Raw genomic sequence first — 23,399 nt, 5'->3', positions numbered from 1 at the left:
TCCCTCAAATAGTCGCGATCTTGGTTTTCGTGAAAAATAAAGCAAGGATATTGCCTCAACCCCGCATCTGATCCTGCATATTTTTCAATCTATTATTTCACACATTGCAATGTATGAAATACCGAACACTCCATTTTAAATACAGATATTTTAATTTCATACATTGCAATGTATGAAATTCAGGCTCATTATTTCTGCTCCGGATTTGATGGTTCTGCCAAGAGGTAATGGCAAGGCGCTTTTCAAGGCTTGGAAAACCATCTATGTTTTCCCCTTTGACCCATGATGAAACGAATCCATTTTCTGATCTGTATCCTCGGCCTTATTGCTGGATGCAGCCGGCAGCCCCCGGCCGGGCTGAACGGCGTGCCCGAACGCATCATCTCGCTTGCACCGGATATCACCGAGACCGTCTATCTACTGGGACTTGGCGACCGGCTGGTCGGCGCAACCTCATACTGCCTTTGGCCGGAGGAGGCCGCAACAATCCCGCGTGTCGGCGGATTTGGGCAGTTTAATTTCGAGGCAATTGTCACGCTTAAGCCGGACCTGGTTTTACTGCATCATAACTATGCGTCCGAAAAAGGCCGCCTCAACGATCTCGGCATACCCTACCTCGAAACCTACACAGAACATATTGATGATATCATCAACTCGGTCCGTGCCGTCGGAGTAGCCTGCGGAGTACCCAAACGGGCAGAAACCCTGACCACTCAGATGACGGACCAAATCTCCCGGATCCGCAAAGTTGATTATACCCCGAGGGTCCTCATCACTTTCGGCGGTGACGCCACGCAAATAGACCAGATTTATGCCTTCGGCTCAGACTGCCTGCACAACGAACTGCTGGAACTCGCCGGCGGAACCAATGTCGTTGAAAACAACTTGGCCTTTTCCACGCTATCCAGAGAAGCCGTCATCCGGCTAAACCCGGAAATCATCATCCAAATGGCCCCAGGAACCCAGCCCCCGGAAAATCCCGTAAAAACCTGGAGCGACTACGACGGCATTTCCGCCGTAAAACACAACCGAATTTATGTCCTGACCGGAGATTATACCTGTATCCCCGGCCCCCGCTTTACCCGGATTCTCGCCGACTTCGAAAAAATATTGGGTACTTATGAATAACATTATCCAGGTCAGAAACCTCTCGGTAAGGCTTTCAGGAACCCCCATTTTAGAAGATATCTCCTTCGAGGCCGCCGCTGGCGAATATGTATCGATTATCGGCCCCAACGGCGCAGGAAAAACCACCCTGATTAAATGCCTGTCCGGAATTTACAGCAACTGGACTGGCTCCATCTCCATCGAAGGAAACGATTCAAAAAATCTCAGTCACCGCGATATTGCCCGGTTGCAGAGTTATGTTCCTCAAGCTGAAGGGCGCATGAATCCACTCACCGTCGAAGAGCTCGTAGCTACCGGCCGCTACCCGCACCTTTCCGCATTCACCACCATGACGAAGGGCGATTTTTCCGCTATCGACGATGCACTGGAACGCACCGGCATTCAGCCTTTCCGCAAACGCCGTCTGAATTCACTCAGCGGGGGAGAACGGCAGATGGCGTTCATTGCTGCCGCACTGGCACAGGACACAAAAATCCTTCTGCTCGATGAACCGTCGACCTTCCTTGACTACAAACACCAGGCCGAGGTTTCCAGCATTCTGAAGTCCGCCTGCCGGGACCATGGCCGGACCATCATCGCCGTGCACCACGATATCAACATGGCCGCAGCCTGCAGCAACAAAGTGATCGCGCTCAAAGCAGGCTCCATTATCTTTTCGGGAACCGCACAGGAAGCAACCGATACAACAACGCTGAAAAAAATCTACGATACGAATTTCATCAGCGCTTTCACCTCCGCACACCCCCTGCCTCTGATAATCACCGGAGGCGACACATGAGACCGATAATCAAACTTCTGTTGCTGGCAGGCATCACATTAGCAGTCCTTATATTAGCGCCGCTGTTTGGCATGGAATTCATTCCACTCAATGCCAGCGGGCAGGAACACGAAATCCTGACCGGCATCCGCATTCCGCGAGTATTCTGCGCATTCAGTGCCGGAGCCATGCTCGCCCTCAGCGGCATGGCCTTTCAAGCCCTTTTCCGCAACCCGCTGGCCACCCCGTTCACCCTTGGCGTCTCCAGCGGGGCCGCACTGGGTGCCGCCATTTTCATCCGGCTGGGTCTCGCCTTTTCCCTGCTTGGCATATCCGCTGTATCCTGGGCGGCCTTCTTTGGTGCCCTGCTATCCATTCTGCTCGTTTACGGGCTGACCCGCCTCAAAGGAGGATTCTCCACACCAACGCTGTTACTTTCCGGCATCGCCATCAGTTTTTTCTTTTCCAGTCTGATCCTTTTCATCCAATACCTCAGCGGGCTCAGCCACTCCTTCCGCATTGTCCATTGGATGATGGGCAGCCTTTCAACCGCCGGCCACACCCAGCTCTTCAACCTGCTGCCCTTCCTTCTAAGCGGCGGCGCAATTCTGGCACTGATCACCCGGGAAATGAATTTATTCATGGTCGGCGAAGATATGGCCATCAGCCGCGGCGTACATACCGGCCGGGTCAAAAAACTGATTTTTCTGGCTGCATCACTCATGGTCGGCGGCGTAGTCGCCGTCTGCGGCCCGATTGGATTTATCGGGATGATGTCACCGCACATCTGCCGTTTAATCTTCGGTGCCGATCATCGCATCCTCACACCGGCCACGTTCCTGTTCGGCGGTCTGTTTCTAGTCCTGTGCGACACCGCCACCCGCATACTGTCCGGTCTGACCTCCGGTGCAGAGCTGCCCGTTGGCGTGCTTACCGCCCTGCTCGGCGGGCCCTTCTTCATCATCCTCCTGCTCAACCGCAAAGGCGGACTGGATCTATGAGCGCCATCGCCTTTTTCGGCACCGGCTCCGACGTAGGCAAAAGCATCGTCGTCACCGCGATCGGGCGCATCCTTAAAAAACGAGGCCATTCTGTTGCGCCCTACAAAGCGCAGAACATGTCGAACAACGCCTACGTCACCCTCGAAGGCGGAGAAATGGGACGCGCCCAGGCGGTACAGGCCGAAGCCTGTGAAATTGAACCACACACCGATATGAATCCCGTCCTGCTGAAACCCAATACCGACACCGGCGCACAGGTCATACTGCAAGGCAAATCCATCGGCAGCGCACTGGCGGCCGACTACTTTAAAGACACGTCAAAAATCCGTGTACCCGCCTTCCAATCCTTGGAAAAACTGAAAAACACATATGAACTGGTGATCATCGAAGGGGCCGGTTCGTGCGCCGAAGTGAATCTTCGATCCCGTGATTTTGTGAACTTTGAAACCGCCCATGCTGCCGACGCACCGGTTATTCTGGTGGCCGACATCGACCGCGGCGGCGTTTTTGCGCAGATCATCGGCTCACTTGCCGTAATGCCGCCCCAAGACCGCAAACGGGTCGCCGGTTTCATCATCAATAAATTCCGCGGCGATGCCTCGTTATTCGACGACGGCATCCGCTATCTGGAAGAACAGACCGGGCTCCCCGTACTCGGTCTGATTCCCTATTTCCGGCATATTGAAATCGACTCCGAGGACGGCCTCCCGCTTGAAACCGTTATTGACCCGCCAAACGGCCCCGTTCCCGGAAAAATAAATATAGCCTGCATCCGATTACCCCACATCTCCAACTTCACCGATTTCAACCCGCTCATTCGCAACGACGCCGTTCGTTTTCACTACCTTTCCAAACCCCGGAACTTGGACGGCTATGACGCATTGATTCTCCCCGGAACGAAAAATGTTCGTTTCGACCTGCAGTGGCTTCGAGACGAAAGCTGGGAAACACCTATCCGCAATTTTAAAGGAACCGTACTGGGCATTTGCGGCGGGTTTCAGATGCTCGGTTGCAGCATCGCCGACCCTCATGGAGTCGAAGGATCTCCCGGCACGTCCCCCGGCTTCGACCTGCTCGATATTGAAACTGTACTGGCAAAAGAAAAACAGCTCTCCCGTTCCCGAGGAAAACTCCCCAACGGCACTCCGATTGAAGGATATGAAATCCACATGGGCCGCACCACCCGGCACACGGCCCAACCGTTCCTCCGGATCAACCGCCGAAATGGGAAAAACGAAACGGATACGGACGGCGCAGTTTCCAACAATGGAAGAATCATGGGCTCTTATTTCCACGGCCTGTTTGATTCTCCCGACTTCCGTAACGGGTTCCTGCAAAAACTCGACCCGGACTATCCCGCCGAAGACACGCAGATTTCCGCGACATTCAAGCAACAGCAATACGACCGGCTGGCAGAACATTTTGAAAAAAATCTCGATATGGAACGGCTGATTGATATCGCCTTTTCACGCTGATCTGATACTGTTCAGCCATGAATTTGATCGATGAAAAAGAGCAGGTATTGCTCGAAGAACTGAAATCCTACGGCTCCATAGCCATCGCTTATTCCGGCGGCGTAGACTCCACCTACCTCGCCGATGTCGCGCACGAGGCTTTAGGCCATAATGCCATGATGGTCATCGCCGATTCGCCGTCTATCCCCCGTGAAGAACTGCAGGAAGCCGTTCAAATGGCCACCGACCGCGGCTGGAACCTCCGCATCATCAAAACCGAAGAACATCTGAAAGACGACTATCTCGAAAACAAAGGCGACCGTTGCTTCCACTGCAAGAACGAACTCTTCACCAAAATGGAAATGATCCTTTCCGAATTCGGTGACATTATCCTGGCACATGGCGCGATTGAAGATGATAAAGGCGACGTCCGTCCCGGCACCCAGGCCGCCGCCAACCACTGCGTCATTGCCCCGCTGCAGAATGCGGGACTTTATAAAAAGGAAGTTCGCCTCCTCAGCGAACGGCGTGGACTTCCAACCGCAGGCAAAGCCTCCTTCGCCTGTCTCGGCTCCCGGTTTCCCACAGGAACCCGCATTGAACTCGAAGCCATGACTCAGGTTGAAAAGGCCGAAGCTATTTTGCGCGCACGCGGTTATTCACAGTATCGTATTCGCCATCACGACGATCTCTGCCGCATCGAAATTGATTCAGCCGATTTTGATAAAATGATGAACGAGCGCATCGAAATCGTGAATGCCATAAAAAAAACCGGTTACCGATTTGTCACCCTCGACCTCAGCGGCTACACCATGGGATCGAGTGCCTGAATGCAGACAGAGCATCCCGCCAAATCAAAATAGAATCGTTATTTTGTGCTGACAGAAGCCATCTTTAACCCACACACAATAAACTTAGAACACAGAAAGAAAATCATGAGCAATATACCCAACTGCCCCGAATGCGGATCAGAATATGCCTACGAAGTCCAGGATCTCTTCAACTGTCCCGACTGCGGGCATGAGTGGAGCGGAACGACCTCAGCGGAAGACGTCAGTGACGAACCGGTCGTAAAAGATGCTGTCGGTAACATATTGCAGGACGGCGATTCAATCACGGTGGCGAAAGATCTGAAAGTCAAAGGCGCTTCACAACCGCTCAAAGTCGGCACCAAAGTCAAAAGTATCCGTCTCGTCGAAGGCGATCACAATATTGACTGCAAAATCCCCGGTTTCGGCCCCATGAAACTGAAATCCGAATTTGTTAAAAAGGCCTGACCGGCCTTTACAATGCGCACCAGCGGCCAGAGTAACGCCAACGTTTCCAGAGTTTGGGACGGCGCGAAGGACGGGCCTTCCGGTTCTTGAGCGGGATAACCTCTTCGTCATCCGGCATATGGCCGCTGAGCAGCGCAACGACCTGCTCCTGTACCGATTCAAGTTCATCGAGTTTCAGTTCAGGATCAAGCACCATGAAACTTTCGTTGGTTTTCTTGTGCTCATAAATTCGAAGCCGCTGCCCGTCCTCGCTTTTACGCACATCGCGCTCAACGAGGATTTTTTTACGCTCAAGCATAACGGTCAGAATAAAAATTGCGGCGTAGTCCTCTTCTTTTTCTTTGGCCATGAGGCGGCGCAGCAACGATTCCGCATTTTCTTTTTTCACCGCTTCCTCTTCGGGTGGCGGCGGCACAATGAAGGTGGTTTTCCAGGAACTCAGACCGGGATCTTTTTTATCCCAGCATTTTTTGCATAGATCCTGCCGGACATACTGCCCGTCTTCAAAAATCAGCTTGGAATAGAGACGTTCTTTATCTTCAAATTCATGTTCGCAGACCGCACAGCTCTTCGCACATTTCTGCACGCGCCAGTTTTCAACATTGTTACGTCCCATGGCCAATCAACCTTCTTCTTCCTTCTCCCAGATGGTATGCCGCTGCTGCCAGAAATACACCACACCTGACCACGCCGTTATCAGAGCCGCACCCATACCCAGCCATTCGGCATAGGCAGTTCCCGGCATTGGAAGAAATTCCGATTCCCAGATCAGGCCGAAGAAATAAAGGCTGATCGCCACCATCTGGACGGTGGTTTTGATTTTCCCCCACGGCCCGGCCGGCATTACAATCCCTTTTTCAATCATCAACAGACGCAGGCCGGTCACCATAAATTCACGGGCAATGATCAGCACCACCATCCATGCGGCAATACAGTCGAGCTCCACAAACCCGATAAAGGCGGCACAAACCAGCACCTTGTCGGCCAGAGGATCCATCAGCTTGCCAAATGAAGTGACGCCGAAAAAGTTGCGGGCCAGATAGCCGTCGAGCGCATCTGTAACACTTGCCAGAATAAAGATGACCAGCGCAGCAATACGGGCATAGGGAAAATCCAGCGTCATGCAGACCATCATTACGGCGGTCATCCAGAAACGGCTTACGGTCAGATGATTCGGGAGGCTTTTCATAATTATCCTGATTTTCAGTTTTCCGGAACAGGGCGAATTCAATTCATTCCGCTACTTGGTATCGGTTTCAACCACTCCGGGCTGCGCAAGAAAAGCGTCCGGAACACCATCCGTAATCAACGGGTGCTCCACCGAAGCCGCACCACCGGCGGCACGAGGCTCCGTCGCCTCTTCATCGGAACACTGCGAGACAGAAAGCACAATAATTCCAATCAGAATCAAACCTCCCAACACGGCACCGATCAGCTTAAGCGGAATACCACTCCCGGAAAGATTCGTAATCGCGTCATTCACCTCGCCGAATACGGCACGGGCTCCGCCACCGGACCGTGGGGCGGCCACCGCTTCCGGCGCATTCCCCGCGTCGCCAGGAACACGGTCAGCTTTGGCCAGATTATGACGGGCTTCCTCGGTCAGCTTCAACTTCGTCTTCGGGGCATGCTGAGCAATATATTCATCCACCAAAGGCGCAGCATCCATTCCCAGATACTGGGCATACATGCGGATAAAACTTTTGGCATAAACCGGGGCTGACAAAGCACCGAAATCATCGTGCTCCATCGCCTCGATAAATTTTGACAGGATCTTGGTGGCCTGTCCGGCCTCGGAAACTGTGACGCCCTTGGCCTGGCGGGCGGCCTCGAGCCGCTGCCCGATTGTTCCTATATTAAGACTCGCTTGTTCCATCGTCTTCTATTGCTCCTGTGTTCCTGGGAATTTCCCCGTCTAAATCAATCAGAATTTCGCGCGGACCGGCACCATCCGGCGGCCCGATAATTCCGCGTTCTTCAAGCTGATCCATCACACGCGCGGCGCGGGTGTAACCGATGCGCAGCCGGCGCTGTAATGAAGAGGTCGAAGCCCGCTTTGTCTGACGGATCACCTCCAGCGCCTGCTCAATTATTTCGTCATCGCCGCCATCATCCATTTCAGGAAGGTCTGTGCTCGGCTTTTCAATTTTTTCGTGAATTTCCGTAATGAATTCCGGCTGGCTCTGTTCCTTCCAGAAATTGGTTACATTATCAATTTCTGAATCACCGGTAAATGCGCCCTGCGATCGGATCAGCTTATCGGATCCGGGCGGAAGCACGAGCATATCGCCTTTACCCAGCAGCGAATCCGCCCCCATGCGGTCGAGAATCGTACGGCTGTCCACTTTCTGCGAAACCTTAAAGGCAATACGCACCGGGAAGTTGGCCTTGATTGTACCGGTGATAACCTTCACGTCCGGACGCTGCGTCGCCAAAATCATATGAATCCCCGCCGCACGCGACTTCGCGGCCAACCGGGCAATACCGGCTTCAATTTCGGCCTGCGCCACCGCCATCAGATCGGCAAGCTCGTCAATCACAATTACGATATACGGCAGTTTGTCGGGCAGGTCCGCTTTCTTTTTATCCGGATCAGTCACGACCTCTTCTCCGAAGAGCTCCTCCTGTTTAGCCACCGCACGCGCATTGAATCCCGGTAAATCGCGCACCCCGGCCTGGCGGAACCACTTGAAACGGCGCTCCATTTCATCGATTGCCCATTTGAGGCCGAGCGCCACCTTTTTGGCGTTGGTAATGACGGGAACCACCAGATGAGGCAAATTGTTATACTGATGAAATTCAACCGTTTTCGGATCGACCAGAATCATGCGCAGATCATCCGGAGAATGCTTCATGAGCAAGCCGGTCAGAATGGAATTCATACAGACTGATTTACCGGCACCGGTCGCACCGGCAATCAGCAGATGCGGCATTTTAGCGAGATCATACACCATGGTTTCGCCGCTGACGTCCTTACCCAGTACCAACGGAAGCGCACTCTTTCCATTTTGGAATTCCGCGCTTTCAATCATATCGCGGAAGAATACCGCCGCCCGGGTTGTATTCGGAACCTCAACGCCGCAGACCCCTTTCCCCGGAATTGGAGCCTGAATACGGATACTTTCCGCATGCATTTTCAGGGCAATATTATCGGCCAGATTTTTGATGCGTTCAACACGCACACCCGGCGCCGGCAGAATTTCATAGCAGGTAACCACGGGGCCCTGCTGCACGCCGGTCACTTTAGCCTCCACGCCGAACTCCTCGAGGGTGCTCTGCAACACCTGCGCGGTGTCGGCAACCTCGGAAGCCGACATCCCCTTGGCCTGCGGAACGGCAGGATCCAGCAAATCCAGCGGGGGCAGCTTGTAATCGTGTCCATCGGTTTCGAGCCTGCTGGAAAAAGCAGCGTCTTCAGCGGCGGCTTCCTGCTTGGCTTTCGATTTAGGTTTCGCCTTCTCAACTTTCGGCGGTACGGTTTTTCCGGACTCTGCTTTTGCGGTACTTTTCTGTTGTTCTTCGACGATAGCCCGAATGTCTATATCCGGTTCCGCGGCCGCCTCTTCAGCGACGGGGACCGCCCGGGATTCCGCCCGGGGTTTACGCGGTTTCCGGACCCGTTTCGGTTTCGGCTCCGGCTTTGGCGCTGCTTGAGCCTTCACCCCTTTTTTGCGTTTTTTCTCAAAAACCTCTTCCTCGCTTGGCTTCTCCAGTTTCAGCGCCCGGACCTTCTCCCAGGCCAGTTTGCATAATTCGACAATCTGCAGATCAAACATGCGAACAACCGCAATAAACCCGAGCACAAAGAACACAATCCCGGCTCCGACATGGCCGATCCAGAAGCCCAGCGAACGCTGTGCGAGCACTTCCCCCATCAGACCGCCCGGTGTTCCGACATTCCGGGCCTCAACCCAGTCCATCCAGAACTGCTCATTCATATCGGCCAGCCCTGCCAGGCAGAACAGTGCCAGAGTAAACCAAAGCAGTTTCGGATAAATTTTGCGGGCCGACCATAACAGCGAAGAGATGCCTACCCAAATGATACCGAACGGAAGAAACAGGCCCGCCACCCCGAAATACATGAATGCAAAAAATGCGGTTTTTGCACCGAAAATACCGATCAGGTTATTACTCCAGTTCGGATTATTCGTAAATTTTGAAATCTGATCCGGTTTATAGGTCAGAATCCCCAAAAGAATCATCAGGCCGATCAATGCGATCAGCACTCCGAAAATTTCACGCCAGACGGAACGCGCCGGCTCTTCTGTCTTTGTTTTTGCCATTGCCGGAATATAGAGAAGCGCCCTGCCCAAATCAAAACTAAGAAATGCCTATTTGAAATTTGGACAAACAGATTCAACCGTCAACAGGGACCGTCACTGCGCACAGCACAGGATTTGGAGCAGCAGTTTAATGAGCAAACAGGTTTGCGCGGTAATACGCCAGCTCGGCAATAGAGGCCTTAATATCGAACAATGCGTCGTGCGCATTGGCCGTATTAATTCCGCCCGCCGGAAAATATTGATCCAGCAATGCCACGCTGTCCTTATCGAACGCCGCCCCGCCACGGATATCAGTCCACTGGATTTTAAGGGTCGAAACGTCCAGCAGACGATAGTGCAGACGACTTCCAAACTCTGGAAGAAACCGCCGCATCAGCACCCAGTCGTTATGCACACTGTTGCCCGCCAGCACCGGACGGCCGGAGATCGCTTCATACGGAGTTCCGGCATACTGGTCCAACATGGAAGCAAGCTGGCGGTCGGCCTCCTCAAGTGTAACCGCTTCTGCAGAACGGCACTGTTTAACCAACCCCGGAAGATTCTCCTCAACCCATTCGCTGACCGATTCCCCGTCGGGCAATTTAATGCAAAGGTTCAGATCAGCAGATTCAGGATGCAGGCGGTTCAACTCTGTATCGGTAACAATGGCCGCCACCTGCAGAAGGCGTGCGGATTCAAGATTCAGCGAGGTAAACTCGGCATCGAACCAGACATAGGCGGACGTTTTCTTCACTACATTTTCAGACATACAGATCTCCGGGAAACGGACATACACATAAGCACAGTTCTCCACGGTTTGAAAACCAACTGAAAAGAAAAAAGGATGACCTCTTCAGTCATCCCCTTTCATCAGCCCATGCTGACCGGGCAGTATTACACTTCGGCTTACGTAATCAGATTATACGTATCCAGCGCAATCACCAGCTCTTCATTCGTATGAATTTTAAGCGCAGTGACTTTCGAAGCTTCCGTCGTCAGCACCGTCTCATTTGCGTTGTTTTTAGCGGCATCGACTTCCACACCGAGAAAGGTGAAATTCTCCAGAATTTTTTCGCGCAACATGGCATTATTTTCGCCGACACCTGCAGTAAAGACAATGCAGTCCACCCCATTCATCGCCGCCGCATAGGAACCGATATATTTCTGAATACTGTAACAGAACATTTCAATCGCCAGCGCGCAATCTGCATCGCCTTCCTGAGCGCCCTGAACATTATCCCGCATATCACTTCTTCCGGAAATAGCCAGCAGCCCCCCCTGCTTATTCATCATGGTGCTGACCTGAGCCGGCTTCAGCTCCTGCGATTCCATAATATGTAACGGAACATACGGATCCAGCGTTCCCGAACGGGTACCCATAATGATGCCGTCAAGGGGTGTGAACCCCATCGAAGTATCCACCGAAACTCCATCCAGAAAAGCCGCCAGCGAACCGCCGTTGCCCAGATGACAGGTAATGATTTTCAGATCTTTCAGATCCTTGCCCAGCTGCTCAGCAGCCTTCTGCGCCACATAGCCATGAGACGTGCCGTGAAAACCATATTTACGAATTTTATATTCCTTATACTGAGCGCGCGGCAAAGCATACAAGTAAGCCTTTTTCGGCATCGACTGATGAACCGCCGTATCGAATACCGCAACCTGTGGCATATCCGGAAGCAATGAAGCCATCGCCTTGATCCCCATAAGATTCGGAGGATTGTGCAACGGGGCCAGCATGGAGTTACGTTCAATGGCCTTGATCACATCCCGATCAATGACCACTGAGCCGGTAAAATCTTCTCCGCCGTGCACGACGCGATGGCCGACACCGCCTAATTCCTCAAGGCCCGACAACACGCCGGCTTCAGCATCCGTCAGTTTTTTCAGAATGGCATCAATGGCCACTTTATGATCGGTCAGATCTATAAAGAATTTTTCCTTCGGCTCATCAGCTTTCGCATAAGCCAGCGTCGAACCGTCAATGCCAATACGATCCGCCTGACCTTCGCACAGAGCATGGAACTGACCGGCCGCATCGCCGGTATCATAGAGTTTAAACTTAATCGACGAGGAGCCTGAATTGATAACGAGAATCTTCATGCGTTCTTTTCCTGTAAATTAGCTATCTGCCTGTAGCGATGTAATGGCTGCAACACCCACAATATCCTCAACGGAACAGCCGCGAGAGAGATCGTTCACCGGTTTATTCAAGCCCTGAAGCAATGGACCGAACGCTTCCGCTCCGGCCATACGCTCAACGATTTTATACGAAATATTACCCGCATTCAGATCTGGAAAAATCAACACACGCGCCTCGCCCCCGAGCGGACTTTCCGGCGCTTTTTTCGCCGCCACCGCCGGAACAATAGCAGCATCAAGCTGCAACTCGCCATCGATCACAATCCCTTTATCAGGACATTCATCAATCACCCGCTGTTTTGCGAGTTTTGTGGCCTCCTGAACCTTTTCAACCAACGGACTTTTGGCCGAACCGTAGGTGGAATAGGAAAGCATGGCCGTCATCGGCGGAATATCAAACTGAATCGCCGAATGCGCACTCTGCACCGCAATCTGCGAAAGCTGATCCGCATCAGGATCCTCAACCAGCCCGCAATCGGAAAAGACATACGGAACCCCGTTCACACATTCAAGGAAGAAGCTTGAAACGGTCCCGCCTTTCCTCGCTGATTTTATAACCTGCAAGGCCGGACGAACGGTATCGGCCGTTGAGTGTGCCGCACCAGAAACCATCCCATCCGCATCACCGGCCTGCATAATCATCGTGCCGAAATACGTAACCTGCTTCACCGTTTCCAGCGCCTGCTCCGGCGTAATCCCCTTGGCCTTGCGCATTTCATAAAAAGCATCGGCATATTCCTGAAGCCGATCCGATGTCTCCGGGTCAATTACCGTGATCCCATCTAGATTCCAGCCTTTGGAAGCGAAACGCTCCTGTATCGCAGCAATCTCTCCAAGCAGGGTAACCGCCGCGATTCCCTCCTGATTGATGATGTGAGCCGCCTCGCAGACCCGTTCATCGCTGCCCTCCGGCAAAACAATATTTTTTTTCTTTAGTTTAGCAGCATCAATAAGTTGCTGAATAAATACGCTTCTGGCCATTGTACTCTATTCCCCGTCTGATTAAGTTTATGCATCCCCGATTTTTCAAAAAATCCAAGCAAAGCTATCAGTTGGGATTTTTCAAGCAACCCAATTTTACAGCTTTCGCACCTATTTTGCCTTATTCAACCGCCTCCACTTTCTTAAGACGGTAACTTTGTACCGTATTCCGATTTTTAAAGAGCTCGCAGAATCAAATACCAACCTTTAAAAGAGCCCTCCCTATACAAGAAAAAACCCCGCAACCTGAATTAGAGGCAACGGGGTTTTTGCAGCAAGCACCAAGACTGATTTACTCAGCAGCGGCCACTTCCTTTTCTTCGTCAGCAGGTACAGCATCAGCCGCTGGAGCTGCCGTTACCACGGCATCCACCCACTCGAGCAAAACCATTTCCGAGCTATCTGAAATCCGACGTCCCAGTTTAATGATGCGGGTATACCCACCGTTACGGCTTTCGAAGGTCGGTGCAACCGAATCGAAAAGCTCTTTAACCGCTGCTTCGTTTTTCAGAATTGCAATGGCCTGACGGCGTGCCGCCAGCGTGCCCTTCTTGCCCAGGGTTACCATTTTTTCTGCCAGGCTGCGGGCAGCTTTGGCTTTCGGCGCAGTGGTTTTAATACGCTTGTTGTCGATGAGCGCGCAGACCTGATTAGCGAGCAGCTCATTACGATGCGCGCTGGTGCGACCCAGTTTTACAGTTTTTTTACGATGTCTCATTGTTCCAACCTCTGGATAGTTTACAAATTAGTCTTCAGAGAACACACCCTTAAGCAGGTCTGCATCGAAGGTCATTCCCAGCGACAGGCCCATTTCCTGGATCTTCGCCTTGATTTCATTCAGCGATTTCTTACCGAAGTTTCGGTATTTCAGCATTTCAGCTTCGGTCTTCTGCGCAAGCTCCCCGACAGTGGTGATGTTGGCATTATTCAGACAGTTGGCTGCACGTACACTGAGTTCGATTTCGTTGACACTGATATTCAGTTTCTTACGGAGCTCTTCCTTCTCCATATCGATCTGTTTTTCGCTTTCTTCGAACTCGATCAGATCCTTATCGTAAGACACGAATACATCGAGGTGGTGGCGAAGAATCGCGGCGGACATAGTCAAAGCATCGTCCGGCGTAACCCGTCCGTCTGTCCAGATTTCGATTACGAGTTTGTCGTAGTCCGTACGACGGCCCACACGAGTGTTTTCCGTTTCGTATTTTACACGGCGAACCGGAGAGAAAAGACAATCAATCGGAATCACGCCGATTTCCTGATTCTCTTTTTTGTTCAGTTCTGCAGGACAGTAACCCCGGCCGATACGAACTTCCATTTCGGCCTCAAAGACGCCGTCCTCCTGAAGAGTGCAGATTACGAAATCAGGATTCAGTACTTCGATCATTTCCGGAGTCTGGATATCTCCGGCTTTAACTTCACCCGGACCTTCGACCTTGATTTTCACAACCTGAGTGTCGCGGGAATAGCTTTTGAAAAGAAGCTGTTTGATGTTCAGTACAATGTCAGTGACATCCTCAGTCACCCCTTCAAGACTGCAGAATTCATGCGGCGCACCCTTGATTTTAACCGAGGAAACTGCTGCACCTTCCAATGAAGACAGCAAAACACGACGCAGTGAGTTACCCATGGTACGGCCATAGCCGCCTTCAAACGGTTCTGCGTAAAATTTACCGTAGTTTTCTGTGGAAGCGGCGTCGTCTTTGACAACCTGCTTCGGCATTTCGAATCGACCGAGACGAGTAGGCATAATATTTAATCTCCCAGATCCGGGCATTAACCGAATCATATGGTGTTAGTTTATACTGTGGGTTACAAGCACAATGCTTCCGACGACCGGAAGCATTGCAAAACAGAGTCTGACTAAACGCGACGGCGCTTAGGCGGACGACAGCCATTATGCGGAATTGCCGTGGTGTCCTTAATGCAGGTTACAGAGAGACCTGCTGACGCCAGAGCGCGCACTGCTGATTCACGCCCGGCTCCCGGACCCTGAACACGCACTTCCACCTCAGACATTCCGTGGCTGATCGCGTTACGTGCGGCATCCTGAGCAACCGTGGTTGCAGCAAATGCTGTAGACTTACGTGAACCCTTAAAGTTACAACGGCCGGCACTCGACCACGAAACCACATTGCCGCGCATGTCCGTAATAGAAACGATCGTGTTATTAAAGGTCGTTTTCACAAAAGCGATCCCAACCGGGACGTTCTTTGAACCTTTTTTACGCTTGATCGGCTCAATGACTTCATCGGCCAGCAAATCTGCTGCAGTAGGCAAACGCGATTTTTTCTCTTCAACCTCAGCTTCTGCCGGTGCTGCAGGCTTTTCTTCCGAAACCGGTGCTGCTGCTACCGCTTCTTTTACTTCTTCAACTTTTTCTTCTGCCATGGGAATAATCCTTCTTTACGCCGCTTTATTTCGCAGCTTTAGCGGCGGAACGGGCTTCTTTACCACGAACAACACCAACGGTACGCTTCGCGCCCTTACGGGTACGGGCGTTGGTTTTGGTACGCTGACCACGAACCGGAAGACCGGCGCGATGACGACGACCGCGATACGAACCTACCGAAATAAGACGACGAATATTCGCCGAAATTTCGCGACGGAGGTCGCCTTCAATGCGGTAGTCGCTCTGAAGCACAGCAACAAGACGCTGGATGTCTTCATCCTTCAAATCATCAGCTTTCATGTTGCGATCCAGCTTAGCCTTCTCGCAGATTTCAACTGCGGTGGTCGGGCCGATGCCGTAAATATAACGAAGCGAGAATTCCAGCTTCTTCCTACCGGGGATGTCTATACCGAGTACACGTGGCATGTCTTAAACTCCTGATTCCTTATCCTTGGCGCTGTTTGTGGCGCGGGTTCGTGCAGATGATGCGAACGACGCCCTTGCGGCGGATCACTTTGCACTGTTCACACATTCTTTTTACTGAAGCTCGTACTTTCATTTTATTGCTCCTCGTCGATCACAAGACGCCCTTTGCTCATATCGAAGGGCGACATCTCAACCGTAACTGTTGCACCGACTTGCGGATGCCCTTTATCAAAATCGTCACGCCTCAAAAAAGCGACTAGACGATGTCCATTTCTTAGTTCTGCGTCAAAAGCGTGTTTGTCTATCACGGAGACAATACGCGCCTCAAGCAAATTTGTTTCTTTTTTATCCATTACAGATCCGCATAGTGCGTATCCGGTACGGTCAAAATCTCAGCTCTTTCCTTGCCCACCGCAATCGAGTGCTCGAAATGAGCCGAAGGTTTCCGGTCTTTTGTAACAACCGTCCAACCGTCATTAAGCGTTTTCGTTTGGTGAACCCCCAGATTAATCATCGGCTCAATAGCAAAGGTCATACCGGCCTTCAGCACCGGACCTCGCCCGGGAGGGCCATAGTTTGGAATCTGCGGATCCTCATGCATTTCACGACCTATACCGTGTCCTACAAAATCGCGCACAACCGAAAATCCTGCCTCTTCAGCTACCACCTGACAGGCATTGGAGATGTCTCCAAGCCGGTTACCTTCGACCGCCTTGGAAATACTGGCTTCCAAACATTCTTTTGTCACATCCAGCAAACGCTGAACTTCAGGATCGATTTCTCCGGCCGGAACCGTTATCGCGGTATCCCCGACAAAACCTCCATACACCAGACCGAAATCTATGCTAACAATATCACCGTCGCGTATCACACGCTTTCCGGGAATGCCGTGAACAACCTCTTCGTTTACCGATGAGCAAATGTGTCCTGAAAATCCATGATACCCGTAGAAGGCACAACGTCCTTCCTGTTTGCGGGCAAGCTCCGCAGCATAATCATCCAGTTCTTTAGTCGTGACCCCCGGAGCTACTTTGGAAGCGACTTGATGCAAAATAGTTCCGGTCTTACGTGCTACTACACGCATGGCCGCTAATTCTTGCTGATTTTTAATCTTTATCATGTCGCTACACCAACCAGGCGCTCATTTACATCATTTCTCACGGCCTCTATGCTCTGGTTCGCATCAATATGCTCAACCAGGCTTTTCGCCTCATAATAGCTGATCAGCGGAGCCGTTTGCTGTTCATAAACCTTCAAACGGTTTCTCACCGTCTCTTCGCGATCGTCCGCACGCTGCACGAGTTTACACCCTTCAACATCACACCGATCACCATGCGATGGCGGATTAAATGCTATATGATAGACCGCTCCGCATTTATCGCAGGTACGCCGTCCCGAAAGCCGCTTGATAATTACATCATCGGGACAATCCAGCAGCACGACACTTTCAAGCGTACCCTCTAACTCACTCAGCAGCTTATCCAGACTCTTTGCCTGCGGTAACGTCCGGGGAAAACCGTCAAATAGAAATTTCTGCGTCCCGTCCGCCTTTTCCAGCAGATTTCGAATCATCCCCACCACAACATCGTCAGGAACAAACCGTCCCTGTTCCATCAACTTTTCGGCTTGGATACCGAGAACAGTCCTCCGGGCAATCTGCTCCCGAAGTAACTGCCCTGTTGAAATGTGTTTGTATCCTTGGCCTACCAGTACTTCCGCGACAGTTCCTTTGCCCGCTCCAGGCGGTCCTAGCAAAATTACTGCATTCATCGTCCGCTTCGCATTTTACCTTTTTTAAGGAAGCCGTCGTAATGGCGCATCAAAAGATGCGATTCAATCTGACGCATGGTATCGAGCATGACCCCGACTATAATCAGCAAACTGGTTCCCCCGAAGAACGATGCCACAATCCACGGAACCTTAAAAGAGGACGTAAGAATGCTAGGCAGAATCGAAACTACAGTCAGGAAGACGGCTCCCGCAAGCGTCAGACGAGTCATGGTGCGATCTAGATAATCCGCGGTCGGCGTTCCGGGGCGAATCCCAGGAATATAGCCCCCGCGTTTTTTCAGATCGTCCGCAATCTGAACCGGGTTAAACTGTGTAGCTACCCAGAAGTAGGAGAAAAACAGAATCATCAGACCGAACACGATCATGTAGCTGGCCGACGTCATCGTGAAGCTGGAAGCAAACTTCTTTGCCCACTCATACGGAAGATATCCTGCGACAGACGGGAAAATCTGAAGGATTGCCGACGCAAAGATAATCGGCATCACCCCGGAGTAGTTCACTCGCAGAGGCAGATGCGATGTTCCACCGTTCATCATTTTGCGACCCACCATACGCTTCGCAAATTGAACCGGCACTTTCTGCTGCGCCTGAGTAACCGCAACAACACCGAGAATTACTGCAAAAATGAGAATAATCATCAGAGCAACATGAAAAAACCCGATTTCAGCGACCCCGTCAACCGGAGTCAGTTTATCTATCAGGGTTTTAACTGCCATTGGCATTGCACTGATGATATTGACAGTAATGATAACCGAAATACCGTTGCCGATACCCCGATCCGTCATCTGTTCACCGATCCACATTAAAAGCAGCGAACCCGTTACCAAGCTGAGCGCGGTTAGCAAGATAAAGCCGAAGCCCGGAATGCGGACCACTTCAGCCGGCAGGCCGAAATAGCCGCCGGACTCAAGGGCCACACCCATGGCAATACCCTGTACCGCACAGATTATTACTGTGAGATATCGTGTATACTGAGTAATTTTTTGACGGCCTACATCGCCTTCTCTTGCCAGTTTTTCAAGGTGCGGAATGACCGCAGTCATGAGCTGGATTATGATGGACGCACTGATATAGGGCATAATACCCAGTGTTCCTACCGAACACTGCAGGAGCGCGCCCCCGCTGAACAGGTTCATGATCCCGAACAGACCGCCTTCCGCTCCGCCCTGCGCTTCAATAAACTGGCGAATCGCCAAGGCATCGACACCCGGGAGCGGAACGGCTGCAAGCAGCCGACAAATAAAGATCAGTCCGAGCGTAAACAGAATACGCTGTCTGAGCTCTGGAATCTTGAATGTGTTTGCAAACGCGGAAAGCATGGCAATGTGGCCTTTCTTTAATTAGACAACTTCGCAGTTTCCACCGGCGGCTTCGATTTTTTCCTTAGCCGAGGCGGAGAAAGCATTAACTTTAACAGTCAGTTTCTTTTCTACGTTTCCGTTGCCCAGAATCTTTACACCATCAAAGCGACCGTTAACCAATCCACGCTCCTGAAGAAGCTCGATGGTTACTTCCGTACCGTCCTCAAATGCATTCAGAGCATCGAGATTGACCGGAAGGATCACTTTACGATTGATGTTATTGAATCCGCGAATAGGAAGCTTACGATAGTAAGGCATCTGACCGCCTTCAAACAGCGGCTTGTGGGTTGCACCCGCACGGGACATCTGCCCCTTATGACCGCGACCGGCTGTCTTGCCTTTTCCCGAAGCACGTCCGCGACCCACGCGGATCTTTCGATGTTTGGAACCTTCTGCAGGTTTCAGTGAATGTAAATCCATGACTTTATCCCCTACCTTTATCAGCCTTTGCGAAGCGCGAGTGCTTCCTGCTTAGAGCGCAGGGAGTCCAGCGCCTTCAGCGTGGCCTTGGTTACATTGAGGTGGTTGTTGGAACCGAGCGATTTTGCCAGTACGTCGCGAACTCCGGCGAGTTCAAGCACTGCACGACAAGGACCGCCCGCAATGATACCGGTACCTTCAGAGGCCGGACGAATCAGAACCTGAGCTCCGCTGTATTTACCAAGCGCATCATGAGGCAGTGTGGTACCACGCATCGTGACGGTTTGCAGGTTCCGCTTTGCAGCATCACCGGCTTTACGAATGGCTTCCGCGACCTCAGCTGCCTTCCCGAGACCATAACCAACACGGCCCTTGCGGTCTCCCACAACTACCAGCGCACCAAAGCTGAAACGACGTCCGCCCTTCACCACCTTGGAGTTACGGCTGATATGCACTACCCGTTCCTCGAATTCCGGCTTTTCGCGGACTTCTTTCCTGTCATCACGTTTTCCGCGGCGACCACGTCCGCCACTGTCACGGCGTCCTCTACGTTCTTTACGTTCTTCTGCCATTGGGAATCTCCTAGAATTTCAGGCCAGCTTCGCGAGCGCTGTCTGCCAATGTTTTAAGATTATTGCCGAAAGCGAATCCGCCACGGTCGAACACTACAGCCTCAATGCCTTTTCCTTTTGCGGCTTCTGCGGCTTTGGCACCCAGTTCTTTGGCTGCCTCGGCGTTTTTACCGTTGATGGACACTCCGGCCAGAGTCAGACGCGCATCATCATCGATGAACTGTACTTCCATACGCTTATTCGAGCGATAAAAAGCCATGCGCGGACGGTCTGCCGTACCCGCAATTTTATTGCGGACACGGAAATGACGGCGTTTTCTGAGTTCTTTTTTTGTTTTAATAGCCATTATGCAACCGCCTTACCTTCTTTACGGCGAACCTGCTCATCAGAGTAGCGTACACCCTTGCCTTTATACGGCTCAACCGGCGAGTAGTCGCGGATGCGTGCTGCAACCTGACCTACCAGCTGCTTGTCAATACCTTCAATTGAAAGACCTGTCCCCTGTCCATTGACTTCAACTTTGATGCCTTCCGGAATCGTGTAATCAATATCATGAGAATAGCCCAGCGACAGTACAATCTGATTGGCGCCCTTCATGACGGCCTTATAACCGACCCCATCAATGAGAAGCTCTTTTTTGTAACCCTGGCTTACTCCGACGATCATGTTGTTAATCAGACTCCGAACCGTGCCGTACATAGCTTTACCGAATTTAGACTCATCGGTGCGGGAAACCACAACGCTGTCTTCTTCTATGCTGACCGATACGCAGGCTGGAGCCATGTAGGATGTTTCTCCCTTTGCTCCTTTAACACTCACGGTCCTGTCGTTTACTTCGACGGTGACGCCGCCGGGAATTGATACGGGTTGTTTACCTATACGTGACATAATAAAATCTCCCTACCAGACGTAGCAGAGGACTTCGCCCCCGATTTTCTTTTCACGCGCATCGTTATCGGTCATCACACCGGACGACGTGCTGAGAATCGCTATGCCGATTCCACCCAGAACGCGCGGAACCTCTTCGGCATTTACATACTTGCGGCAGCTCGGCTTGCTGATACGGCGAAGCCCCTGAATGACCGGCTCGCGCTCGATCGTGTATTTAAGGAAAACATTGAGAACCGGTTTTCCGCTCTCATTTTCCATCGTGTAGTCCTTAATGAACCCCTCAGCTTTCAGAATGCGTGCAATTTCACTCTTCATTTTAGAGTGCGGCATTGCCACCTGCATTTTTTCAGCCATGTTCGCGTTGCGAATACGGGTCAACATATCGGCGATTGGATCTGTAAGTACCATTTGTCTAACCTCTCTTACTCGTTGCCCGTTTTGAACGGCATGCCCATCAGGCTCAGCAGTTCTTTGGCTTCGCTGTCTTCCGTGGCGGAAGTGACGAAAGTGATATCCATACCATGCGTGTGCTTGACCTTGTCCGGATCAATTTCCGGAAAAACAGTCTGCTCCTGCAGGCCCATGGAATAGTTTCCGGAGCCGTCGAACGAGTTAGCCGGAATCCCGCGGAAGTCGCGGATACGCGGCAACGTCACATTTACGAGACGGTCCATGAATTCATACATCCGATTACCACGCAGGGTTACCCGCGCTCCGATCGGCACGCCTTCACGCAACTTGAAGTTTGATACTGATTTCTTGGCCTTTGTAATTACGGCCTTCTGACCGGTAATCTTACCGAGATCATCGGCCAGATTGGTCAGCGTATCGCGGTCATAGTTCAGCGATACACAGAGGTTCAGTACAATCTTCTTGAGTGCGGGAACCTGCATTTTGCTCGAGTAGCCCTGCGTTTCCATCAACTTAGGTGCTACTGCATCTTTATATTTTGTTTTCAGTGTTGGGGTCATTTCACCCTTCCTCCAAAATTACGGTTCCAATGCTTGGAACGAGTTAAGCGGAAACCTTGACGTTGGAAATCGCGATCGGGGCTTCCCGTTCCACAATCCCGCCCTGCGGGTTTTCCTCGCTCTGCCGCATAGCTTTTTTAACCAGGTTAACTCCTTCAACGAGAACACGACCGGCTTCCGGCGCAACCTCCAGGACTTTACCTTCCTTACCTTTATCATCTCCGGCAATCACTTTTACGTTATCGCCTTTTTTGATTTTGGCCTTACTCATTATAAACTCCTCCCGGCGATTACAGTACTTCCGGAGCGAGCGATACAACTTTCATAAAGTCGTTATCACGAAGCTCGCGGGCTACCGGCCCGAAGATACGGGTACCGCGCGGGTTTTTGTTATCATCAATAATCACAGCCGCATTTCCATCAAAACGAAGACAGGAACCATCCGCACGACGAATTGTGCTTTTCGTACGCACAACAACCGCTTTACAGAGATCGCCTTTCTTCATGTTGCCATTCGGCAGCGCTTCTTTAACGCTAACGCGGATCACATCGCCCACACGGGCGACCTTACTTTTTGTGCCAAGCACACGGATGCACATTACAGAACGTGCACCTGAATTGTCGGCAACTGTTAAACGTGTATTCTCTTGAATCATCGTTCGGCCCTACCTTATTTAGCGGCTACAGAAACAACTTCCACCAGACGCCAGCGTTTCAGCTTGCTCAGCGGGCGGGTTTCCATCACACGCACAACATCACCGATTCCGGCTTTGTTTTCTTCGTCGTGTACGTGAATCTTTTTAGACACCCGTATTTCCTTTTCATAAAGGGGGTGACGGACACGCCGTTCGATCAGAACCACAACGGTTTTGTCGCCGGACTTACTGACAACGCGACCTTCGCGTTTCTTACGCAGATTTCTTTCATTGGATTCCATGGCCGTTACCCTTCAACTTTCTTCTGATTCTGAATGGTCTTGATACGGGCAACCGTACGACGCAACTCTTTCATGCGTGCCGGATTCTCCAACTGTCCGGAAACCTGTTGCAGCTTCAAATTGAACTGCTCTTTCTTGATTTCCTCCAGCTGAGCATCCAGCTCCGCAACCGTCATTTCTTTAATTTCGTTTACCTTCATGGTCTGCCCCATCCTTTAATCGTGAGCATGCCGCTGAACAAAACGCGCCCGAACCGGCAGTTTAGTGGCTGCAAGTCGCAGACACTCTTTTGCCAGGGATTCCGGAACACCGTCCAGTTCGAAAAGCATGGTACCCGGTTTGATGACAGCAACCCACTGGTCAACGCCACCTTTACCTTTACCCATGCGGACTTCCAACGGCTTCTTGGTAATTGGTTTATCGGGAAAAATGCGGATCCACAGTTTACCCTTACGTTTCATGGCACGCGTTGCGGCAACACGGCATGCTTCAATCTGCGTGGCCGAAATCCAGCCGCGTTCGAGCGACTGAAGACCATACTCGCCGTAAGCAAGCGCGTTCCCCTTCTGTGCAAGGCCCCGGCGTGATCCACGCTGGACTTTGCGATATTTTACTCTCTTTGGCATCAAAGGCATG

33 protein-coding genes are annotated in these 23,399 nt (G+C 51.7%); 6 read left to right on the top strand and 27 right to left on the bottom strand.

Annotation, left to right across the window (positions count from 1 at the left end; genetic code table 11):
- Positions 1-282: 282 nt before the first annotated feature.
- The 6 genes from P9H32_RS13555 (at position 283) to P9H32_RS13530 (ending at position 5,617) form a co-directional block, all read left to right on the top strand.
- Positions 283-1,128 (top strand): ABC transporter substrate-binding protein, encoded by an 846-nt coding sequence (locus P9H32_RS13555; RefSeq protein ID WP_322609443.1) that lies wholly within the window; start codon positions 283-285, stop codon positions 1,126-1,128.
- On the top strand, positions 1,121-1,906 hold the full coding sequence (locus P9H32_RS13550; protein ID WP_322609442.1) for an ABC transporter ATP-binding protein: 786 nt from the start codon (positions 1,121-1,123) through the stop codon (positions 1,904-1,906). The genes P9H32_RS13555 and P9H32_RS13550 overlap by 8 nt, the downstream gene beginning before the upstream one ends.
- Complete coding sequence (locus P9H32_RS13545; protein ID WP_322609441.1) at positions 1,903-2,886, top strand: FecCD family ABC transporter permease; 984 nt, start codon at positions 1,903-1,905, stop codon at positions 2,884-2,886. Before P9H32_RS13550 ends, P9H32_RS13545 begins: the two co-directional genes overlap by 4 nt.
- The gene (locus P9H32_RS13540) at positions 2,883-4,361 is read left to right on the top strand and encodes a cobyric acid synthase (RefSeq protein ID WP_322609440.1); all 1,479 of its coding nucleotides are present in this window, start codon (positions 2,883-2,885) and stop codon (positions 4,359-4,361) included. Before P9H32_RS13545 ends, P9H32_RS13540 begins: the two co-directional genes overlap by 4 nt.
- Before the next feature lie 17 nt (positions 4,362-4,378).
- Positions 4,379-5,170 (top strand): ATP-dependent sacrificial sulfur transferase LarE, encoded by a 792-nt coding sequence (gene larE / locus P9H32_RS13535; RefSeq protein ID WP_322609439.1) that lies wholly within the window; start codon positions 4,379-4,381, stop codon positions 5,168-5,170.
- 105 nt (positions 5,171-5,275) lie between these two features.
- Positions 5,276-5,617 carry a zinc ribbon domain-containing protein YjdM gene (locus P9H32_RS13530; protein ID WP_322609438.1) on the top strand — a complete coding sequence of 114 codons (342 nt, stop codon included), beginning with the start codon at positions 5,276-5,278 and terminating at the stop codon, positions 5,615-5,617.
- 7 nt (positions 5,618-5,624) lie between these two features.
- Here P9H32_RS13530 and P9H32_RS13525 read toward each other — a convergent pair whose 3' ends face one another.
- The 27 genes from P9H32_RS13525 to rplP all read right to left on the bottom strand — a co-directional run bounded on the left by P9H32_RS13525 (position 5,625) and on the right by rplP (position 23,398).
- A complete protein-coding gene (locus tag P9H32_RS13525) occupies positions 5,625-6,233 on the bottom strand; it encodes a hypothetical protein (protein WP_322609437.1) in 609 nt (202 codons plus the stop codon).
- Positions 6,234-6,239: 6 nt separating this feature from the next.
- On the bottom strand, positions 6,240-6,806 hold the full coding sequence (gene pgsA, locus P9H32_RS13520; RefSeq protein WP_322609436.1) for a CDP-diacylglycerol--glycerol-3-phosphate 3-phosphatidyltransferase: 567 nt from the start codon (positions 6,804-6,806) through the stop codon (positions 6,240-6,242).
- 51 nt (positions 6,807-6,857) lie between these two features.
- Positions 6,858-7,493, bottom strand: a complete 636-nt coding sequence (locus tag P9H32_RS13515) for a helix-turn-helix domain-containing protein (RefSeq protein ID WP_322609435.1) — start codon at positions 7,491-7,493, stop codon at positions 6,858-6,860.
- Positions 7,474-9,900 (bottom strand): DNA translocase FtsK, encoded by a 2,427-nt coding sequence (locus tag P9H32_RS13510; RefSeq protein WP_322609434.1) that lies wholly within the window; start codon positions 9,898-9,900, stop codon positions 7,474-7,476. Before P9H32_RS13510 ends, P9H32_RS13515 begins: the two co-directional genes overlap by 20 nt.
- 127 nt (positions 9,901-10,027) lie before the next feature.
- Entirely contained in the window at positions 10,028-10,648 is a 621-nt protein-coding gene (locus P9H32_RS13505) for an exonuclease domain-containing protein (RefSeq protein WP_322609433.1), read from the bottom strand.
- A gap of 137 nt (positions 10,649-10,785) precedes the next feature.
- Entirely contained in the window at positions 10,786-11,982 is a 1,197-nt protein-coding gene (locus tag P9H32_RS13500; RefSeq protein ID WP_322609432.1) for an acetate/propionate family kinase, read from the bottom strand.
- Positions 11,983-12,000: 18 nt separating this feature from the next.
- Positions 12,001-13,002 (bottom strand): phosphate acetyltransferase, encoded by a 1,002-nt coding sequence (gene pta / locus P9H32_RS13495; protein WP_322609431.1) that lies wholly within the window; start codon positions 13,000-13,002, stop codon positions 12,001-12,003.
- Positions 13,003-13,294: 292 nt separating this feature from the next.
- On the bottom strand, positions 13,295-13,720 hold the full coding sequence (rplQ, locus tag P9H32_RS13490; RefSeq protein WP_322609430.1) for a 50S ribosomal protein L17: 426 nt from the start codon (positions 13,718-13,720) through the stop codon (positions 13,295-13,297).
- A gap of 27 nt (positions 13,721-13,747) precedes the next feature.
- Entirely contained in the window at positions 13,748-14,752 is a 1,005-nt protein-coding gene (locus P9H32_RS13485) for a DNA-directed RNA polymerase subunit alpha (RefSeq protein ID WP_322609429.1), read from the bottom strand.
- Positions 14,753-14,865: 113 nt separating this feature from the next.
- Positions 14,866-15,393: a 30S ribosomal protein S11 gene (gene rpsK, locus P9H32_RS13480; protein WP_348534489.1), complete on the bottom strand. Its 528-nt coding sequence runs from the start codon at positions 15,391-15,393 to the stop codon at positions 14,866-14,868.
- Positions 15,394-15,418: 25 nt separating this feature from the next.
- The gene (gene rpsM, locus P9H32_RS13475) at positions 15,419-15,820 is read right to left on the bottom strand and encodes a 30S ribosomal protein S13 (RefSeq protein WP_322609428.1); all 402 of its coding nucleotides are present in this window, start codon (positions 15,818-15,820) and stop codon (positions 15,419-15,421) included.
- Positions 15,821-15,839: 19 nt separating this feature from the next.
- Positions 15,840-15,953: a 50S ribosomal protein L36 gene (gene rpmJ / locus P9H32_RS13470; protein WP_130595687.1), complete on the bottom strand. Its 114-nt coding sequence runs from the start codon at positions 15,951-15,953 to the stop codon at positions 15,840-15,842.
- Position 15,954: 1 nt separating this feature from the next.
- The gene (locus P9H32_RS13465; RefSeq protein WP_322609427.1) at positions 15,955-16,173 is read right to left on the bottom strand and encodes a hypothetical protein; all 219 of its coding nucleotides are present in this window, start codon (positions 16,171-16,173) and stop codon (positions 15,955-15,957) included.
- Entirely contained in the window at positions 16,173-16,940 is a 768-nt protein-coding gene (map, locus tag P9H32_RS13460) for a type I methionyl aminopeptidase (protein WP_322609426.1), read from the bottom strand. The genes P9H32_RS13465 and map overlap by 1 nt, the downstream gene beginning before the upstream one ends.
- Positions 16,937-17,590 (bottom strand): adenylate kinase, encoded by a 654-nt coding sequence (locus P9H32_RS13455; RefSeq protein WP_322609425.1) that lies wholly within the window; start codon positions 17,588-17,590, stop codon positions 16,937-16,939. The genes map and P9H32_RS13455 overlap by 4 nt, the downstream gene beginning before the upstream one ends.
- Positions 17,587-18,930: a preprotein translocase subunit SecY gene (secY, locus tag P9H32_RS13450; RefSeq protein ID WP_322609424.1), complete on the bottom strand. Its 1,344-nt coding sequence runs from the start codon at positions 18,928-18,930 to the stop codon at positions 17,587-17,589. Before secY ends, P9H32_RS13455 begins: the two co-directional genes overlap by 4 nt.
- Before the next feature lie 21 nt (positions 18,931-18,951).
- A complete protein-coding gene (gene rplO, locus P9H32_RS13445) occupies positions 18,952-19,392 on the bottom strand; it encodes a 50S ribosomal protein L15 (protein ID WP_322609423.1) in 441 nt (146 codons plus the stop codon).
- Positions 19,393-19,412: 20 nt separating this feature from the next.
- The gene (gene rpsE, locus P9H32_RS13440) at positions 19,413-19,964 is read right to left on the bottom strand and encodes a 30S ribosomal protein S5 (protein WP_322609422.1); all 552 of its coding nucleotides are present in this window, start codon (positions 19,962-19,964) and stop codon (positions 19,413-19,415) included.
- 10 nt (positions 19,965-19,974) lie between these two features.
- Positions 19,975-20,310: a 50S ribosomal protein L18 gene (rplR, locus tag P9H32_RS13435; protein ID WP_322609421.1), complete on the bottom strand. Its 336-nt coding sequence runs from the start codon at positions 20,308-20,310 to the stop codon at positions 19,975-19,977.
- Positions 20,310-20,852, bottom strand: coding sequence for a 50S ribosomal protein L6 (gene rplF / locus P9H32_RS13430; RefSeq protein ID WP_322609420.1), 543 nt, complete (start codon positions 20,850-20,852; stop codon positions 20,310-20,312). Before rplF ends, rplR begins: the two co-directional genes overlap by 1 nt.
- 12 nt (positions 20,853-20,864) lie before the next feature.
- A complete protein-coding gene (gene rpsH, locus P9H32_RS13425) occupies positions 20,865-21,263 on the bottom strand; it encodes a 30S ribosomal protein S8 (protein WP_322609419.1) in 399 nt (132 codons plus the stop codon).
- A gap of 14 nt (positions 21,264-21,277) precedes the next feature.
- Positions 21,278-21,826: a 50S ribosomal protein L5 gene (gene rplE / locus P9H32_RS13420; RefSeq protein ID WP_322609418.1), complete on the bottom strand. Its 549-nt coding sequence runs from the start codon at positions 21,824-21,826 to the stop codon at positions 21,278-21,280.
- Positions 21,827-21,869: 43 nt separating this feature from the next.
- Positions 21,870-22,097, bottom strand: coding sequence for a 50S ribosomal protein L24 (rplX, locus tag P9H32_RS13415; protein WP_348534488.1), 228 nt, complete (start codon positions 22,095-22,097; stop codon positions 21,870-21,872).
- A gap of 19 nt (positions 22,098-22,116) precedes the next feature.
- Entirely contained in the window at positions 22,117-22,482 is a 366-nt protein-coding gene (rplN, locus tag P9H32_RS13410) for a 50S ribosomal protein L14 (RefSeq protein ID WP_322609417.1), read from the bottom strand.
- Between the two features lie 14 nt (positions 22,483-22,496).
- A complete protein-coding gene (rpsQ, locus tag P9H32_RS13405) occupies positions 22,497-22,763 on the bottom strand; it encodes a 30S ribosomal protein S17 (protein ID WP_322609416.1) in 267 nt (88 codons plus the stop codon).
- Positions 22,764-22,768: 5 nt separating this feature from the next.
- A complete protein-coding gene (gene rpmC, locus P9H32_RS13400) occupies positions 22,769-22,963 on the bottom strand; it encodes a 50S ribosomal protein L29 (RefSeq protein WP_130595701.1) in 195 nt (64 codons plus the stop codon).
- Positions 22,964-22,978: 15 nt separating this feature from the next.
- On the bottom strand, positions 22,979-23,398 hold the full coding sequence (gene rplP / locus P9H32_RS13395) for a 50S ribosomal protein L16 (protein WP_322609415.1): 420 nt from the start codon (positions 23,396-23,398) through the stop codon (positions 22,979-22,981).
- Position 23,399: the final 1 nt, after the last annotated feature.

It is taken from the genome of Pontiella agarivorans, assembly GCF_034531395.1.
Lineage (GTDB): Bacteria > Verrucomicrobiota > Kiritimatiellia > Kiritimatiellales > Pontiellaceae > Pontiella > Pontiella agarivorans.
Note: the sequence above shows the minus strand (reverse complement) of the source record. Positions and strands in the feature narration are given on the sequence as shown.

Coding starts and splice junctions, on each gene's coding strand:
- P9H32_RS13555 (WP_322609443.1), top strand. CDS start 283: ATGATGAAACGAATCCATTTTCTGATCTGTATCCTCGGCCTTATTGCT.
- P9H32_RS13550 (WP_322609442.1), top strand. CDS start 1,121: ATGAATAACATTATCCAGGTCAGAAACCTCTCGGTAAGGCTTTCAGGA.
- P9H32_RS13545 (WP_322609441.1), top strand. CDS start 1,903: ATGAGACCGATAATCAAACTTCTGTTGCTGGCAGGCATCACATTAGCA.
- P9H32_RS13540 (WP_322609440.1), top strand. CDS start 2,883: ATGAGCGCCATCGCCTTTTTCGGCACCGGCTCCGACGTAGGCAAAAGC.
- larE (WP_322609439.1), top strand. CDS start 4,379: ATGAATTTGATCGATGAAAAAGAGCAGGTATTGCTCGAAGAACTGAAA.
- P9H32_RS13530 (WP_322609438.1), top strand. CDS start 5,276: ATGAGCAATATACCCAACTGCCCCGAATGCGGATCAGAATATGCCTAC.
- P9H32_RS13525 (WP_322609437.1), bottom strand. CDS start 6,233: ATGGGACGTAACAATGTTGAAAACTGGCGCGTGCAGAAATGTGCGAAG.
- pgsA (WP_322609436.1), bottom strand. CDS start 6,806: ATGAAAAGCCTCCCGAATCATCTGACCGTAAGCCGTTTCTGGATGACC.
- P9H32_RS13515 (WP_322609435.1), bottom strand. CDS start 7,493: ATGGAACAAGCGAGTCTTAATATAGGAACAATCGGGCAGCGGCTCGAG.
- P9H32_RS13510 (WP_322609434.1), bottom strand. CDS start 9,900: ATGGCAAAAACAAAGACAGAAGAGCCGGCGCGTTCCGTCTGGCGTGAA.
- P9H32_RS13505 (WP_322609433.1), bottom strand. CDS start 10,648: ATGTCTGAAAATGTAGTGAAGAAAACGTCCGCCTATGTCTGGTTCGAT.
- P9H32_RS13500 (WP_322609432.1), bottom strand. CDS start 11,982: ATGAAGATTCTCGTTATCAATTCAGGCTCCTCGTCGATTAAGTTTAAA.
- pta (WP_322609431.1), bottom strand. CDS start 13,002: ATGGCCAGAAGCGTATTTATTCAGCAACTTATTGATGCTGCTAAACTA.
- rplQ (WP_322609430.1), bottom strand. CDS start 13,720: ATGAGACATCGTAAAAAAACTGTAAAACTGGGTCGCACCAGCGCGCAT.
- P9H32_RS13485 (WP_322609429.1), bottom strand. CDS start 14,752: ATGCCTACTCGTCTCGGTCGATTCGAAATGCCGAAGCAGGTTGTCAAA.
- rpsK (WP_348534489.1), bottom strand. CDS start 15,393: ATGGCAGAAGAAAAAGTTGAAGAAGTAAAAGAAGCGGTAGCAGCAGCA.
- rpsM (WP_322609428.1), bottom strand. CDS start 15,820: ATGCCACGTGTACTCGGTATAGACATCCCCGGTAGGAAGAAGCTGGAA.
- rpmJ (WP_130595687.1), bottom strand. CDS start 15,953: ATGAAAGTACGAGCTTCAGTAAAAAGAATGTGTGAACAGTGCAAAGTG.
- P9H32_RS13465 (WP_322609427.1), bottom strand. CDS start 16,173: ATGGATAAAAAAGAAACAAATTTGCTTGAGGCGCGTATTGTCTCCGTG.
- map (WP_322609426.1), bottom strand. CDS start 16,940: ATGATAAAGATTAAAAATCAGCAAGAATTAGCGGCCATGCGTGTAGTA.
- P9H32_RS13455 (WP_322609425.1), bottom strand. CDS start 17,590: ATGAATGCAGTAATTTTGCTAGGACCGCCTGGAGCGGGCAAAGGAACT.
- secY (WP_322609424.1), bottom strand. CDS start 18,930: ATGCTTTCCGCGTTTGCAAACACATTCAAGATTCCAGAGCTCAGACAG.
- rplO (WP_322609423.1), bottom strand. CDS start 19,392: ATGGATTTACATTCACTGAAACCTGCAGAAGGTTCCAAACATCGAAAG.
- rpsE (WP_322609422.1), bottom strand. CDS start 19,964: ATGGCAGAAGAACGTAAAGAACGTAGAGGACGCCGTGACAGTGGCGGA.
- rplR (WP_322609421.1), bottom strand. CDS start 20,310: ATGGCTATTAAAACAAAAAAAGAACTCAGAAAACGCCGTCATTTCCGT.
- rplF (WP_322609420.1), bottom strand. CDS start 20,852: ATGTCACGTATAGGTAAACAACCCGTATCAATTCCCGGCGGCGTCACC.
- rpsH (WP_322609419.1), bottom strand. CDS start 21,263: ATGGTACTTACAGATCCAATCGCCGATATGTTGACCCGTATTCGCAAC.
- rplE (WP_322609418.1), bottom strand. CDS start 21,826: ATGACCCCAACACTGAAAACAAAATATAAAGATGCAGTAGCACCTAAG.
- rplX (WP_348534488.1), bottom strand. CDS start 22,097: ATGAGTAAGGCCAAAATCAAAAAAGGCGATAACGTAAAAGTGATTGCC.
- rplN (WP_322609417.1), bottom strand. CDS start 22,482: ATGATTCAAGAGAATACACGTTTAACAGTTGCCGACAATTCAGGTGCA.
- rpsQ (WP_322609416.1), bottom strand. CDS start 22,763: ATGGAATCCAATGAAAGAAATCTGCGTAAGAAACGCGAAGGTCGCGTT.
- rpmC (WP_130595701.1), bottom strand. CDS start 22,963: ATGAAGGTAAACGAAATTAAAGAAATGACGGTTGCGGAGCTGGATGCT.
- rplP (WP_322609415.1), bottom strand. CDS start 23,398: ATGCCTTTGATGCCAAAGAGAGTAAAATATCGCAAAGTCCAGCGTGGA.